The organism is Putridiphycobacter roseus (assembly GCF_003234935.1).
In the GTDB taxonomy this organism is placed as follows: domain Bacteria; phylum Bacteroidota; class Bacteroidia; order Flavobacteriales_D; family Crocinitomicaceae; genus Putridiphycobacter; species Putridiphycobacter roseus.
This window is the reverse complement of the sequence record NZ_QKSB01000004.1, coordinates 286,990-301,943: the sequence shown is the minus strand read 5'-3', so window position 1 is coordinate 301,943 and position 14,954 is coordinate 286,990. Positions and strand designations below refer to the sequence as shown.

At 32.5% G+C, this 14,954-nt stretch carries 15 protein-coding genes; 10 read left to right on the top strand and 5 right to left on the bottom strand.

Going from position 1 to position 14,954, the window contains the following annotated elements:
• Positions 1–239 precede the first annotated feature (239 nt).
• From DNU06_RS09185 to DNU06_RS09150, 8 genes are all read left to right on the top strand, one after another.
• Positions 240–2,012, top strand: a complete 1,773-nt coding sequence (locus DNU06_RS09185) for a hypothetical protein (RefSeq protein WP_111062958.1) — start codon at positions 240–242, stop codon at positions 2,010–2,012.
• A gap of 10 nt (positions 2,013–2,022) precedes the next feature.
• Entirely contained in the window at positions 2,023–2,688 is a 666-nt protein-coding gene (locus DNU06_RS09180) for a hypothetical protein (RefSeq protein WP_146239195.1), read from the top strand.
• A 246-nt stretch (positions 2,689–2,934) separates the two neighbouring features.
• On the top strand, positions 2,935–3,330 hold the full coding sequence (locus DNU06_RS17830; RefSeq protein WP_158526862.1) for a hypothetical protein: 396 nt from the start codon (positions 2,935–2,937) through the stop codon (positions 3,328–3,330).
• A 19-nt stretch (positions 3,331–3,349) separates the two neighbouring features.
• Positions 3,350–4,960, top strand: coding sequence for a T9SS type A sorting domain-containing protein (locus DNU06_RS09170; protein WP_158526861.1), 1,611 nt, complete (start codon positions 3,350–3,352; stop codon positions 4,958–4,960).
• Positions 4,960–5,607: a hypothetical protein gene (locus DNU06_RS09165; protein WP_146239194.1), complete on the top strand. Its 648-nt coding sequence runs from the start codon at positions 4,960–4,962 to the stop codon at positions 5,605–5,607. Before DNU06_RS09170 ends, DNU06_RS09165 begins: the two co-directional genes overlap by 1 nt.
• A 213-nt stretch (positions 5,608–5,820) precedes the next feature.
• Positions 5,821–6,303: an OmpA family protein gene (locus tag DNU06_RS09160; protein WP_111062953.1), complete on the top strand. Its 483-nt coding sequence runs from the start codon at positions 5,821–5,823 to the stop codon at positions 6,301–6,303.
• A 3-nt stretch (positions 6,304–6,306) separates the two neighbouring features.
• Positions 6,307–7,014 carry a hypothetical protein gene (locus DNU06_RS09155; protein ID WP_111062952.1) on the top strand — a complete coding sequence of 236 codons (708 nt, stop codon included), beginning with the start codon at positions 6,307–6,309 and terminating at the stop codon, positions 7,012–7,014.
• 209 nt (positions 7,015–7,223) lie between these two features.
• Positions 7,224–8,000 carry a hypothetical protein gene (locus tag DNU06_RS09150; protein WP_111062951.1) on the top strand — a complete coding sequence of 259 codons (777 nt, stop codon included), beginning with the start codon at positions 7,224–7,226 and terminating at the stop codon, positions 7,998–8,000.
• 136 nt (positions 8,001–8,136) lie between these two features.
• Here the strand turns inward: DNU06_RS09150 and DNU06_RS09145 are convergent, their stop codons facing one another.
• From DNU06_RS09145 to DNU06_RS09125, 5 genes are all read right to left on the bottom strand, one after another.
• Positions 8,137–9,045 carry a hypothetical protein gene (locus DNU06_RS09145; protein ID WP_111062950.1) on the bottom strand — a complete coding sequence of 303 codons (909 nt, stop codon included), beginning with the start codon at positions 9,043–9,045 and terminating at the stop codon, positions 8,137–8,139.
• A 10-nt stretch (positions 9,046–9,055) separates the two neighbouring features.
• Positions 9,056–10,555, bottom strand: coding sequence for an antibiotic biosynthesis monooxygenase (locus DNU06_RS09140; RefSeq protein ID WP_111062949.1), 1,500 nt, complete (start codon positions 10,553–10,555; stop codon positions 9,056–9,058).
• A 63-nt stretch (positions 10,556–10,618) separates the two neighbouring features.
• On the bottom strand, positions 10,619–11,428 hold the full coding sequence (locus DNU06_RS09135; protein ID WP_111062948.1) for a putative quinol monooxygenase: 810 nt from the start codon (positions 11,426–11,428) through the stop codon (positions 10,619–10,621).
• Between the two features lie 11 nt (positions 11,429–11,439).
• Positions 11,440–12,060 carry a putative quinol monooxygenase gene (locus tag DNU06_RS09130; RefSeq protein ID WP_111062947.1) on the bottom strand — a complete coding sequence of 207 codons (621 nt, stop codon included), beginning with the start codon at positions 12,058–12,060 and terminating at the stop codon, positions 11,440–11,442.
• A gap of 23 nt (positions 12,061–12,083) precedes the next feature.
• On the bottom strand, positions 12,084–13,034 hold the full coding sequence (locus DNU06_RS09125) for an NADP-dependent oxidoreductase (protein ID WP_111062946.1): 951 nt from the start codon (positions 13,032–13,034) through the stop codon (positions 12,084–12,086).
• Positions 13,035–13,250: 216 nt separating this feature from the next.
• On the opposite strand from DNU06_RS09125, the gene DNU06_RS09120 reads away from it, so the two are divergent.
• The gene (locus DNU06_RS09120) at positions 13,251–13,631 is read left to right on the top strand and encodes a winged helix-turn-helix transcriptional regulator (RefSeq protein ID WP_111062945.1); all 381 of its coding nucleotides are present in this window, start codon (positions 13,251–13,253) and stop codon (positions 13,629–13,631) included.
• A 141-nt stretch (positions 13,632–13,772) separates the two neighbouring features.
• Positions 13,773–14,831: a DUF6090 family protein gene (locus DNU06_RS09115; RefSeq protein WP_111062944.1), complete on the top strand. Its 1,059-nt coding sequence runs from the start codon at positions 13,773–13,775 to the stop codon at positions 14,829–14,831.
• Positions 14,832–14,954 lie beyond the last annotated feature (123 nt).

Genomic DNA, 14,954 nt, shown 5'->3' with positions numbered 1-14,954 from the left:
AAAAAACGACACTACAACAACAAGCATATTTCATAGCTGTTTCGTACCTTACAGCAACGAAAACATGCTCAAACGTTATAAGCAATGCGAGCAGGTTTAATAAGGAAAAACGGACAACCTCCTTTGGTTTAAAAAACAAATAATTATCTTTAAAACTGAACAAAAGTTTGTAACGAGAGTAAAAAAAGATTACCACTCTTATGTAAAAAGACGTAACTGAACATTTTAAACTTGAAAAAATGAAAAAGTTAATTTATGGAACATTATTCCTTGCCACATTAGGAATTGGATTTATTTCATGTAAAAAAGAAATAATTGAGTCTTCAAACATTAATAAGCAGGATGCTGCAATAGTTAGTTCTAAGTCCACAAGTGTAGTACCAGTTGTAGCTGAATCAATGACTGCTTTAGGAAATCAACTCCAAAACCCATATTCACTATTAAATATGCAAGCAGCCTTTAATTTGTTATCTCAATCTACAACTTATGCACTACAAACAACTGATTTATACGTCAGGATTAAGCCAAGTTCAATTGAAGAAATTAAGCAACTAGAAGACTTAGGGGTTGATTTGTGGGACACTCCTTTTGATTATGAAATTACTTCATATGGCGATTATTACCATGACCCTTCTCTACCCGAAAACGAATACACATATTTTTACGCTGTTGTAAAACCAAATTTTCAGTTTCCTTCTAGCATAAATTATCTAATCTTAGATCAGTTATTTTTGCCTTACAATGCCATTACTGGGAGTCAATCTAGTTTGAATGAAGGTGTAAATTTTGAAAACTTAGAATACAAATCTCTTGAATTAACAAGTAATCTTCTACCTGATGAGATTCTTGAAGGCCTTGCACCAAAGTACAATCCCCAAGGAAAAATAAAAGTGCAAAATTATGTAAATCATAATGGTGGTCTTACAACTGTTGTACCTGTTAAAAACGTTAAAGTTAGGGCACGCCGTTGGTTTTATATGGATAGCGATTATACTGACAACAATGGCGAATTCTACATTAATTTAAGGTTTAGAAAAAACACTGACATTATCGTTATTTTTGAAAATGATAAAGTTAATATCAGGAGTATTAGAGGTTGGAATGTTCAAAATATGTTTAATACAGTACGGAAAAATATTGGAGAGTTTGATGGACAAGACTTAGAAAATATTGATTTTACTTTTCAAAATACTACAGGTGTTGAAACAGAGCAAAAAGCTCATTGGATGGCTGCTCAAACAATTAACTCAATGGCTTCTTTTCGTGAACACTGCTCCAATGATGGTATTGGTGCACCTCTCAACAATTTGAATCTTTGGCTTACAACAAAAATCACATCAGATGCTGCTGCTCCTATGCTAAAAAAAATGGCTAACACTTCATTGTTTAGTAATTTCTATTCTGCGTTTCTAGTAGTTACTGGACACCCGTTAGCTGCGGCAATCAAACAAATAGTCCAACAATACCTTCCAGATATTACTTATGACTATAATAGATCATTTACAGCTTTAGCTAGTGATAGAGTATCTAATACTTTGTTTCATGAATTTGCACACTCTATTCATTATGCTAAGGTAGGTAATGGTTACTGGGCAACATATGTAGGATATGTAATTGTTCACCTAGGTTATGGACAAAGTTCTAGCATAGGTTCTGGTCGTATTGAAGTTTCAGAGACATGGGCTGAAACGATTGGAGATATCTATTCTGATAGAGATTTTCCGAATTTCACTTCGAATAATAATAGTTACACTTACTATCTCGAAAGACAAACCCCTACAACTAACAATTGGTTTAGAGAAGGGTTCATGTATGATTTGATAGATAACGGTGAAGATAACAATTTCACTCCATATATAGATAATGTTAACGCCTATACAATTACACATTTATATAACGCAATGGATCAAGATGTTCAAAGCATATACCAATTTTACACAAAAATTTTATCTGAGAATAACAACTTACAGTGGTCACAAATGTCAGATTATGCTGCTTCACATGGGTTTTAATATTAGTAATATGAAAGAATATCCAATTTTTTTTATTTCATTAATTTTATTGTTTATTGCACTCGGCTGTAAGCCCAAATGCTATAACACTTATAACTTTGAAATACCTGTAAAAATTACCTCGAAAAATGATACATTAACAATTGGAGATACATTAATATATCAATTTGAAATCACGGAATTATTGAAAGATACTCATTCAAATGAGTTTTATGATACAGATAAACAAATTGAATTTTGGCTTGAAAAAGGATTGATTGGAATCAAGAAACTTTCAGATGAAAGCTTGTCATTTAGAGATCAAATAAACGCTGAATATGCTTTTACTATTTTAAATTCAAATAATAAAATTATAACTATTCAAGATGGAATTTTTTATAGCTCACTTACAAAACTTGATAATAACTATAAATGTAACATTAGATTTATTCCGAAAGAGGTTGGAATATATAATATATTAACTGAATTTAATAATACAAGTTCACACAACTCAATTAGTAAAATTGATATAAAAAATGATAAATGTACTGAATATTTAGAAGGTTTGTATTTTTCAGTTAATGCAAAAGAAGACGGGACTTTTGATAATAACAGTGAAATTCTTCTTAATAATGTTAGTGACTCGCCTTTAGGCCATAAAGAAGATGAAGTGTCCTACACATTTGTTGTGAAATAAACTAATTTAGCAAATAACATGTTAAAAGAAGCTTATAACAAAAAACAAACCCCATTAAAAACGGGGTTTGTTCAAACCGTTATAAGCAATGCAAGCAGATTTGATAAGGAAAAACGGATAACCACTTTTTGGTTAAAAAAACAAATGATTACCTTTAAAACTGAACTAAAGTTTGTAACGGGAGTAAAAAATAGCTTACCACTCTCATGTAAAAAGACGTATCTTAACATTTTAAACATTAATATTATGAAAAAATTATTAAAATTAATTGTTTGTATCGTACTCATGGGTACGACAAACATTTCTATTGGACAATCAAGTGTATTAGATTCTTTATTTCAAGCGACAGTATCTGAATTTAAGACGTCAGGTTGGTTCTGGTTTAATAATAACACAGTACCAGTCAGTCAAATATTTACAACTTATAAACCTGTTTTTTTACCAGACACTGGGGATGATTTTCTTTTAACTAAACAATGGACGGATAACCAGATTCAATTTCAACATGCTCGTTACCAACAAACCTATAATGGAATTCCAGTGGAAGGGGCTGAATTTACTGAACATTGTAGAAATGGCTTTGTTGTATACGCTAATGGTAAGTTGTGTCCTCACAATATCAACCATTTACAAAGATGGTAATATTTCTCAAGAAAAAGCAATGCAAACAATCCTTACTGAATATAACGAAGCCAATTTTGCATGGGATAACCCTGCCTATGAAAGTGAACTTCAAGCTGATTTAAACGACCCTAATGCTACGTACTACCCAACAGGGGAGTTAGTGTTTGCTTTAAATCAAAATCATACTGTACAATACAATATGAACCCGTTAGATTATAGATTAGCATGGAAATTTGATATACTTTCATTAGCACCTTACTTTCATAAGATCTTATATGTTGATGCACACACTGGCACAATCTTTAACGAAGAGCAATTACTTTGTTCTAATGGATCAGCCAATATTACTGGACACGGGTCACAAACAATAGATACTAGATATATTGGGTGGTTTCAAAATCATCACATATTAAAATCAAATGATGGAACAACCAATGTACATACAAAAAATTATAGTGGAGGAAATTTCAATACTACAGCAGAAGTTTCAAATGCTACTACTTCTTGGGGAAATAATCACCAAGAATCGACCACTGCACATTGGTGCGTAACACAAACTTGGGACTATTTTGAAACTATTCACAGTAGAATTGGCATTCCAGATCAAAACTTCGGCAATGAAGTAAAAGTTCTTGCCGATAAAGAATGGGTGACTCCAACTACTCAAAATGGTGAAAAAAATGGTGCATGGTTTGATTATTCTGGAGGAATTGATAGAATATATGCAGGATATTTTGACGCTGCAGAAACAATGTATACAGGTGAGCTTTCTATTTTAGCCCATGAATATACGCACGGTATTGACCAAAGAGAGGGCAAATTAAAATACGAAAAAGAATCTGGGGCATTGGATGAATCTTTTGCAGATATATTTGGCTTCCTAACAAGAAGGTATGTTACAAACTCAAACAATTGGGTTATTGGAGCAAGTAATTTTCAAAATAGGGAAAAAAGAAATTTACAAAATCCAAGTACTCATGGCATTCATTATGACATTAATACTACTACCAATACTTACAATGAACAGCCTGGTCAACCTGACACATATAACGGTACCTTTTGGTTTGATGTTAACATTCCAACGAGTTTAGATAATGGAGGAGTACATGTTAATAGTGGGGTTCAAAATTTTTGGTTCTATCTATTATCACAGGGCGGTTCAGACACAAACGATCTAGGTGACGCCTATTCAGTAAGTGGTATAGGTTATGCAGACGCAGCGGAAATTACTTATTATAATTTTGTTAATAATATGCAAAGAAAATCGAAATTTGAAGATGCTATGGAAGGATCAATAGAGGCAGCAGAGGAATTATTCGGTGTATGTTCTGCCCAAGCTATCGCAACTGAAGAAGCATGGTACGCAGTAGGTTTAGGAAGTGGATCAACTTGTGAAGGAGCTGGTATTAAAGAAGCAAAAAATGAGTTTAATATATTCCCAAACCCAACTCAAAATATTGTTCAAATAGAGTTTACATCCTCAGATCACAGAACAATTGAAATATACAATCTTACGGGTCAACTTTTAAGAACTTATAATTTTAATTCCAAAATTGAATCAATTAACCTTTCAGAATTAAGCAATGGGATTTACTTAATTAAAGAAAGAGGTAACAATTCAAGTATACAAAAAGTAATAAAAAATTAATGAAAAGTTTATTAATTCTTGTATTTACAATAATAAGCTTAGTGTCTTTCTCGCAAGAGAAGGGCACTAAGTCTTTAGAGTTATACTACCCGAACTACTACTTTTATGAAAGTTTTAAGTTTCACTTAGTTCCATTAAAACAACCTAATGTTGGCATCACATACTCATCTTTCAATTTCGAAAAAGAAAAGGGATTCCATATTTCAGCTGACTTGTATCAGCATATCGGAAATTATTGGTCAAGAAAATCTTTAGACTCTCCCGGAATTATAAACAGAAGACAAATTATTTCTCTATCTTTTGGTAGAGATAAACTGCTATTAGAAAAAAAGAAAATTTCTATTAATTGGTTCGGAGAAGGCAATTTTAGAACCGGCTACGAAAATTGGTGGACGGGTACCTTTGGTGCAGAACTGCTGTTTCAAAAACGTTTCATGTTAGATTTCGGGGCATCAATTGGATCAAAGATCACCATTAAATTACCATCCAATTTTTCATTAAGCTTGGAGGGTAAGCAAAGTTTGTACTTTTTTCGCTGGTACAATGTTTTCGAAATATTTGATAATACGACAAGTTGGGACAAAGGAACACCATTGACTTCACTAAATGTTAATTTTAAATTGGGGTATTCCTTAAATTCAAAATAAGTTTTGAAACTAAAAGAGCTTAGGATACCTATATTCAATTTGCATTTACCAATTAAAAGCAGTGGTAATTAATAAAATAGCGCCAAAACATGGTTTAGATAGTCTAAAATAATTAATTTAGCCTAAACAATGCCTTGGCGGTTATCAAGTTACTTTGTGCATGGTAATGCAAACAGAAATATAGCCGAGCGTTAGCGTGCATCAACCGACAATTTGAAAAGAATAATAGCAATATTTATTTTACTTATTTGTACTGTCACTTTTGGTCAGGACTCTACAAATTCGTTTAAAACTTTTGAATCACAAGAATTTGAAGTAAATGACATAATTTTAGCGCCAAAAATTTATTTCACGTTGTCAGGAGGCCCTCGTGTTATGCACGATCATATCGATTCCGTAAAAGTTATTGCAGACTTTTTGATAGCTAACCCAACAATTGTAGTAGAAATAGGCGCTCATACTGATTTTAGAGGAAATGCCGAATCAAACATGAAGTTATCAGAACGCAGAGCTATGGCTGTAAAAAGTGTACTAGAATATCAATTTAATATCCCTTCAGAAAGAATGAAAATTGTAGGCTATGGAGAATCAGACCCACTAATTTCTGAGAAGAAAATTTTAGAAATTTCTAAAGAACAAAGAGAGGAACTACATGCTGTTAATAGGAGAGTAGAAATAAAAATATTGAAAATATAGTACATGAAATATTTGCTAATAGTATCAATATATTTTGCTTTTGTTTCATGTCAACAACAGGTCACAAAACAAGAGGGTGAAATATCTATAAAGATTAATAAAAATGATAATGTTATTCCAGAAGTTGCTGATTGGGCTGATGATTATATTGGCCAGTATTTGGATGAAAGCGAGAATAATTTAATCAATATTGAAGGATATCCAATAACATACATGAAGCGAGTTGACTACCGTAATGGAAGAACCTTTGCCATAGTAAATATTGGACATAACTTTGACGACAGATTTGTGTCTGACCAAATGATTTACATTGACAGTTTAACAAAAGTAATTTACAATTATGAACCTGTAACTGACTCATTAATAATCTGGAAAAAAGTGACCGCTATGAATATGGACAGTACAGAAATGTTACCAGACGGGAAATACAGGTTTGACATTGCATTTGCGGAATGGGAAGGGAAGTCTATGGGCGAGAAGGTTACAGTGATTATTAAAGGCGAATCAATTAAAGTCGTTTATGAAGGTGATGGTCAATTGACCCTGACTGAAAAGGGAGAAGTTATAGACGAAGGCGAAATTATGATGCATGATTCAGGAGTATGGATTATTGGCAACAGTCTGAGCGATAGAAAAATTAAAGAAATTGGAGGTTGCAGTGGAGGCCCCACAATAATAGACTTTAAAAATAAAAAATACTGGCTGTGTTAAAAACGACACGCTAACAACAAGCAATTTCATAGCTGTTTCGTACCTTACAGCAACGCAAACATGCTCAAACGTTATAAACAATTCTAGTAATGAGTAAAACAATTAAGTTAACCTTTTTAACTAATTTCGGTAGTACTTTAATTATGTTCATTATTGTAACTTTCTCATCTGGTTTTTAAGCCATTATACCAGTACTTTAACTTTCTAATATGCAAAACACAGTTTTTCTTTTCTTTGTTTTTTTGTGTTCTGTAGCAGGCTATAGCCAAACAGAATCAAGCCAAAATCAGTTTTTATCTGTAAGTCTTACAGGTATCTATTTTAATAAATTGCAAATTTATGATAAGATTGGTTTTGAGGTTTTATCAAAAAGGCTGCCAACTGGGGAATTTGGAGTTACATATACAAATCTGTTTCGAAAAACTAATGGGATTCAATTTAACTTTAATACTGGTATTTTCCCAATAAACATTGGACATGACATAAAAACACCTGCTAATTCAATTTTTAATACTGGGCCATACAAAGAAGATTATGTAAATTTGTATGCATCTAATAATGTATACATTCAAGTATATTCAAGTATTGGCATAATGGCTGTAAAACAGTTTAGTATCTTTGAAAATAAGAGAACTTTAGACTTTAACTATGGTGTTAGTTTTTTTAAAATGTGGAATGAAACCCGAGAATTTGGATTTACTTCAATTTATGAGATTGACGATAATAATTCTAATGTTGAATTATTTAAAGCTTTTCTTGTTGATTCAGTAAGTAATGAGTTTTTAGCGAGTCTGCGATTAGAGCTAAAGTCGAGATATAAGTTTACTAAAAATTCTATTTCGTACGGAATAGTGTTAAATTATTCTCCTTTTACAATCCTAGAAGGCTGGTATAATCTAGCAAATTTGAACACACCAAGTAAAGGAAAATTAAAGCAAAAAATGAACTATTTAGGTTTTAATATTTCTTATGACCTAAATAATTAATTTTAGACCGCTACTTACTATTAAGTAGCGGTCTATTAAAAGTTTATAAAAAAGCGTAAATCTCGTTGTTGCTAAGTACTTAGCAATAACGAGACTTCACACAATATTTAGCGATACTATTATATAGACACGAATTTTATTCCTTTATAATCGCAGGGAATAATAAATTAGCACTGCCTTGTAAATAAAAATCCCATCCAAAATTTGGATACATTTCATTCATCTTAGATAAAAACGCTTCTTTGTCTTTTGATACTGCCAATACTTTTTTCAAGTCGTCTAAATAACGAATTTTTAAAGTGACATCACCAATGGTTTCTGGAGCACTATGTGATGAGAAATAAGTCTTGTATCCTTTGTCTCTATAGTAGGTCAACTCACCTATAACCGTATCAATAAATGCCGCATCAAAAACCAAGGTATGGTTGTCATGACCTAACATGTGCAAATGAACGGCATTAATTTCTGGCATTTCTACATCAAAACCTATTCCTGTAGACTTGATGATGAATTTCATTCCAGCAATGGTAACCGGTCCATCTTCTAGGTTTGCATTTGGTGTTATTTTGGTGTCGTCAAATTCTTTTCCTGCCGCTTTTTTCAATCCTTCTAGAGATTCTCCACCAGCAGTATTCATATATGCTATGGATTTATCATTGGAGTAAATTTTATTGAATTTTAGTTTGTCCGAATCAAAAAAATGCTCTCCTATCAGATGATAAGAAACCATGGCATCAATTTCTTGATGACCAAGACTTGCTATATAATTGATGAATTCCTCATAATTATCTTTCATGGGTGGTGTCTCTATTAATACTCCTTTCCCATTTTTCTCTACAAAAAACGCATGGGTATTAAAATGTCCTTTTGTTTCATAAGCATGCACTTTGGTAGTTCCATAATCAAAAACTCTTATAGTTCCTTTGGTAAGCTGAACCGTTTTAGAATCTTTAGGAAACTGTCTCATACTTGGTCCCTCTTGTGCTTTCAATTCTCCTTGTAGCGCCATTACCAAAATGGCTGCTAGTGTTATTATTCTTTTCATTGTTATTATTTTATTTTGTTATTATTTTATACGAAGCTATTTTATTCCCAAAAATATAAGGCAAGTACAAATTGTCGTTCTCTATATTTATATCAGCTGGTCCAAAAGGAAATGAGGCCAATAAAGTACGTTCAAAATCCGAAATGTAATACACTTCTTTTGCCATTGGATCACTCACCAAAAACCCTTTTTCGTAAGCTACTAATCCGTCTAAAGTACCTAGCTGATGTCCTGTAGTTATTTCGGTTACTAATTTACTAGCCTTATTTATTCTGTAAACAGATCCTGGAATATACGTGGGAGATTTAGCATCCATTTCCGATCCATAATCCACTACAATTAAATCTTCTCCTTGAACTAAAACACCATTTGGATGATGAATTTCAGGAGCAGTTAACCACACTTCCAATTTGTCATTGTTTATCATGTAAATATTTCCTCCAGGTACATCAGAAATAAAAACCTGCCCATCTTTAGCTATACTTACGTCATTTAATGAAACTGCAGTTTCAGATTTATAACTCTGGATTACTTCTCCTTTTTCAATATCAATAATTCTTACGTGTTTTTGATCCGCTACATACAACTTCCCTTCATACATGTCCGATCCTGTAGGTCCGGTAAGTCCATCAATCCATTTTTCGTCCACTACTTTTCCGTCTTTACTTACTTTGCTTATATAACCTCCGTTTCCTTTTGGGTTTACATTAGATACATATAACCAATCGTGATTAGGAGATGCAAAAATTGATTCTGGCATTGATAATCCTTCCAATTCCCATTGTTTTTCTGCCGTATAGGTCCTATTTAATACTTCCTCATTCAATTCCGAAACGAAATTCATTCCATCATTCATTTCACCTACAATTGCTTCATTCAACAAAGCGCCTGTTTCTTTAGCATAAGGCTGGTTCATGTGAATATCCCAAATGGCAGCCGCATTTCTCCAGTTTTCATACACCACAAAAGTTGTACTATCACCTTCTACGGTATACAAATTAAAAAACAAATTGCCTTTTTCTTTACGGGTGTTCTTAATGTGTTTTTCGAATTGTTTTATTACTCGATCTTGGTACCCATCTTTTACTTTAAAAATAAAGAATAAGGTTTCTTCTTTGTCTTCTGAAGCTAACTCTTTTGAAGCTACAGGAAATGGTTTGGTATTTCCTAAAACCATAATTTCAGGCTTAGTTGCCAATGACTTTTTCACAACTTTACTCAATTCTTTAGTGTGTGGTTTGTCTCCATGAATTTTGTAAGCTTCTTTATTTTCCCATTGAGAATAGACATAAATAATTGCAGGATTATTGTCGTCTGTATACAGCTTCATGGCAATATTACCTTCTTCTTCCAAAGAAAGGTTTAGACTATTTACAGTTGCTTTTTTAAACTCCTGTACATGGTCCATTTTTACTGTGAATTTCACTAATTGTGTCACTGTTTCATTTTTATTTGTAGCGCAACTCGCTAATAGAACGACACTTAATAAGGCTAAGATTGAGTTTTTCATTTTTACATTTAATTTGTTTAACAGAATTATTAAAGAGATGATTTTTTAATCAATTTTACTAATTTACCCAGCTGGGGCCATTTTTTTACTAATAAACACCTCTTTTAACTCGTGTAGATAATCAGGTATTGGAAGACTTAAAGATTCGGCCAGAACTTTCCCTGTTTCAATAGAAAGCTTGTCGATTGTTGAAAATTTTCGTGCTATTTCTTCTGTTTTCCATTCTTCAACTACGGCAAATTGAGTAGGTTGCCCTAATACTGTATAAGCGTTAAAGGATATACATCCCAATTCCTTTCGTACGTTAGGGACCTGTTTTTCGTATTGTGCAACTACTTTATCTCTTTGCTCTTGCTCCATTTCAAATAGCCCTATTACAATTAGTTCTTTGGAATTTGCTTCACTTTTAGATTCTCTGTAGACAAGCCCGTTAATTGATTTTTCTTTGACATAAGCTTTTGGTGGAGTGACAAGCGCATATTCCGCTATTTTAATTAGATCTAACTCATAGGATTGGTTTCGGTGGAAAGCAACTGCCTCTTCATCTGAAAACTGCTCATACCCAAAGAACATATTGGGATTATGTTTATCCTCAAATAAACGATTTCCAATACATCCTGGTTCATTCAATGAGCCTTTTACAACTTTCATAAGCGCATTTTTTACTTCTTCTCTATATTCTGGCTTAGCTTCAAACTGTCCTATTACTTGAATCATTTTTGTGTTATTTTGGTTCTTATTTTTATCATTATGTTCTTCTTCTGTAATATCAGCTGAAATTATTGACTCCTTTTCTTGAGTCCTTTCTTTACAACTACTTAAAAGTAAAATTGCAAAAACGAATACAATTTTGATTGATTTAATTGTTTTCATAATTGTTCGTTTTAAATCTCTTTTACAAAACTCATATAAGGTGCTAAATCACCAACCACACCTTCGTTCATTAGCTCTCCAGTAATCTCTGCATAGGGTTGTTTCATATGTATGTCCCACACATCTGCTTCTGTTCTCCAATGTTCGTATACCACCAAAGTATCGTCCTGACCATCTACTGTATATAAATCAAACAATAAATTTCCTTTTTCTTTACGCGTATTTTCAATGTGAATTTCAAAACGATCTATTAACCTTTGTTTATAGCCTTCCTTTATTTTAAAAATGAAGAAAATAATAAACAATTCATCCGCTGCATTGGGAGTTTTTGCAGGAACTGGAGCTGGCTTTGTATCATTCAGTAGCAATACATCTGGAGGACAAGCCAAAGTCGTTTCCGCCACCTTCAACATATTTAGGGCGTGCACAGATTGTTTGTGATGCTCTAAAGCTGTATCGTCTTTCCAGCTGTCATAAGCAAAAATTATATTTGGATTTTTGGTATCCTCAAATAAGTTCATTCCTACAAAACCATCTTCATTTTGAGCTCCTTTTCTGTTCTCCAATAATGCTTCCATAAAAACTTCTCTTCCTTCGGGCTTAGTGGTAAATTTCACTATTAAATTCTTCATTTTAAATCTTTTAATTCTATTACTTAATCTTCTAATTTAACTGCAATTTTTCCTACCGTTCTTCCACTTGCAATATAATCGTGAGCCTGTGGCATTTCATCAAATCCAAATACTTTAGACACGTGAGGTTTTACCGTTCCATTCTGTAAAAATTCACTCAGTGTTTCCATATCTTCTCCATTAGAAGCAACTAATAAACTAGTCACCTTTGCATTTTTAGGATCTGCTAATAATTGCGCTTCTGCAAGTACTGGTGGTGGTGATGGCAAAGACAAAACTTCTCCTCCTGCTTTCAATACTTTTACCGAGTTCATCAAAATTTCTCCACCCATTCCATCTAATACAAAATCAATATCCAATAGTATCTCTTCAAATTTTTGGCTACGGTAATCAATGTGCTCGTCCGCACCCAATCCCAAAACAAACGCTTTATTTTTTGCCGAAGAAGTGGTGATTACATAAGCACCCATAGATTTTGCTATTTGAATCGCAAAATGACCAACACCTCCAGATCCTGCGTGAATCAACACGCTATCTCCTGATTTAATTCTTGTTTTCAATACTTGTAAAGCGGTAAGTGCTGCCAAAGTGGTAACAGCTGCTTCTTCATACGAAACAGAATCAGGCATTTTTGCCAATTGACTTGCTGGAGCAGCTACAAATTCAGCATATGCACTTCCGTTTCCAGGGAAATTAACCATCCCAAAAACCTTATCGCCTTTTGCAAATTTTGTGACTTCACTTCCTACTTCCACAACCACACCAGCTATATCCCAACCTAAAATCACATTCTTTGTAACGCCATACATGCTCATTAATCCCGCATCTGCGCTGCGCATTTTATAATCTACCGGATTAATGCCTATTGCCTTTACAGCGACCAAAACTTCATTTGCCTTAGCTACAGGTTTATTTATTTCTTGTATTTTAAGGTTTTCACTTCCTCCTGATTGTTCTAATACTATTGCTTTCATATTTTTTATATTTCAAATTATTTACTTACTATCGTTTTGATAGTTCAAAAGTATCTAAAGAATTATAACTGTGCAATAACGGAGGTAAACGATAGTATAAAAATAAATTTCAACTTATTGAATATAAGAGTAATAAAAATATAAATTAAACTAAAAAAAAGTTAGTAGCATATTAAAGTTTAGTCACTACCTTTGTAATCTATTAAAAATAATAAAATGACTAAAGAAGAAATTTTTGAAAAGAAACCACTCATAAAACTAAATAACAAAATTTTTACTTGTCCTACGAGTGCGGCCATGGAACTAATAGGTGGAAAATGGAAAAGTGTCATCCTTTCACATTTGATGGGCGAAAAAAAACGATACAATGAATTGAGAAAAGAAACACCCATGATTTCGGAACGTACCTTAAGTATTCAGTTAAAGCAATTAGAAAGTGATGGCTTGATAAAAAGAAAAGCCTATACAAAAAAGCCTCCTTTGAGAGTCGAGTATTGTTTAACGCCGTTTGGCGAAACATTAGTACCCTTACTTAAAACGATAATTAATTGGGGGGTAGAAGCAGCACAAGAAAAAGGAGAATTTATTATAGAATAGATAAAAAACCATTGCTAACTACAAACCATTTTCTTTGCTGTTTTGTTCCTTACGGCAACAGAAATTTTACCCATGGGTTAGGATTTATATTGAAATAGTTTACTATTATTAAATGATTTAACTAATTCTTAATACAAAAACATGATAAAATTGTTCAAAAAAACAAGACAGATCTTACTCAAGGAGAATAGATTTGGGAAGTATTTATTGTATGCTTTAGGTGAAATTGTGTTGGTTGTTTTCGGTATCCTAATCGCACTCAACATCAACAATCGAAATGAATTAAGGAAAAATGAACAAATATCAACTTCAGTTCTTAAACAGATTCAAAACAACTTACTCGAAGATATTTACAATTCCCAAGTAGAATTAGAAGATTTTTTAAAATCTTACAACAACCATTTGGAAATTTTGGACTTCAAAAACCCAAGAAGTAGGTCAAGTTATTTAAACAATGAATTTGAATATGTTGGGTTTAATCCAGTTTCTTTTGTCATAAATAATTATGGTTATGAAAATCTCACCCGTCAAATAGATAAATTGCCAATGGCGCACAGCATTGTCTTACCTGATTTAAAAATATTATACATAGATATGAATGCGCGAATTCAAATGGCTAACAGTAGGGTAAGGGAAATTGTTTTTAATCAAATTAATTTTATCAGTGAACAAAATTGGGATTTAGACCGCATTAAAAATTTTGAAGCTTCTGATGAAGAAGTGAATTATTATGTAAATGACGATAGCTATAAAAGATATGTCATAAAATTTATGAATGGTAGGATTGTCGTTTTTGTAAATACCCAACGTTTTAGAATAAAAGCAATTGATACCTATATGAAAATAAATGCTATTATCGAAAAGCCACTTACTCGGAATTTGGACACCTTAAATTTATTAGGTTTGATTGGGGTTGGTAGTCCATTAGAAGAATATCAAGGAAGCTATCAAGTTTCTGACTCAGAAACATCAGATAAGATGGATTTCTTTATAGAAGGGAATAAGTTATTCTCTATGATGAATAATGATGATGCTACTAAATCGGATCAATACCTTATTAAAAATAAAACTTTTATGTTTATGGATAAATCAAATATTCCAGTTATTTGGGAGTTTATTACGGATAGTTCAGGGGCTAAAAAAGTTGAATGTTTATTTGGAGATTATTCTGGTCATAAAACTTTAAAAAAAATAGAATAAAAAAAAGATTTGGAGCTGCATTTAAAAGTTTTCTAGATAAAAAACGAGATAAAAATGGATTCTTTTAATGTTCAGTCAACCTGCCCAATAGAATTTAAATACCAGGACGGAATTTTTTTAACC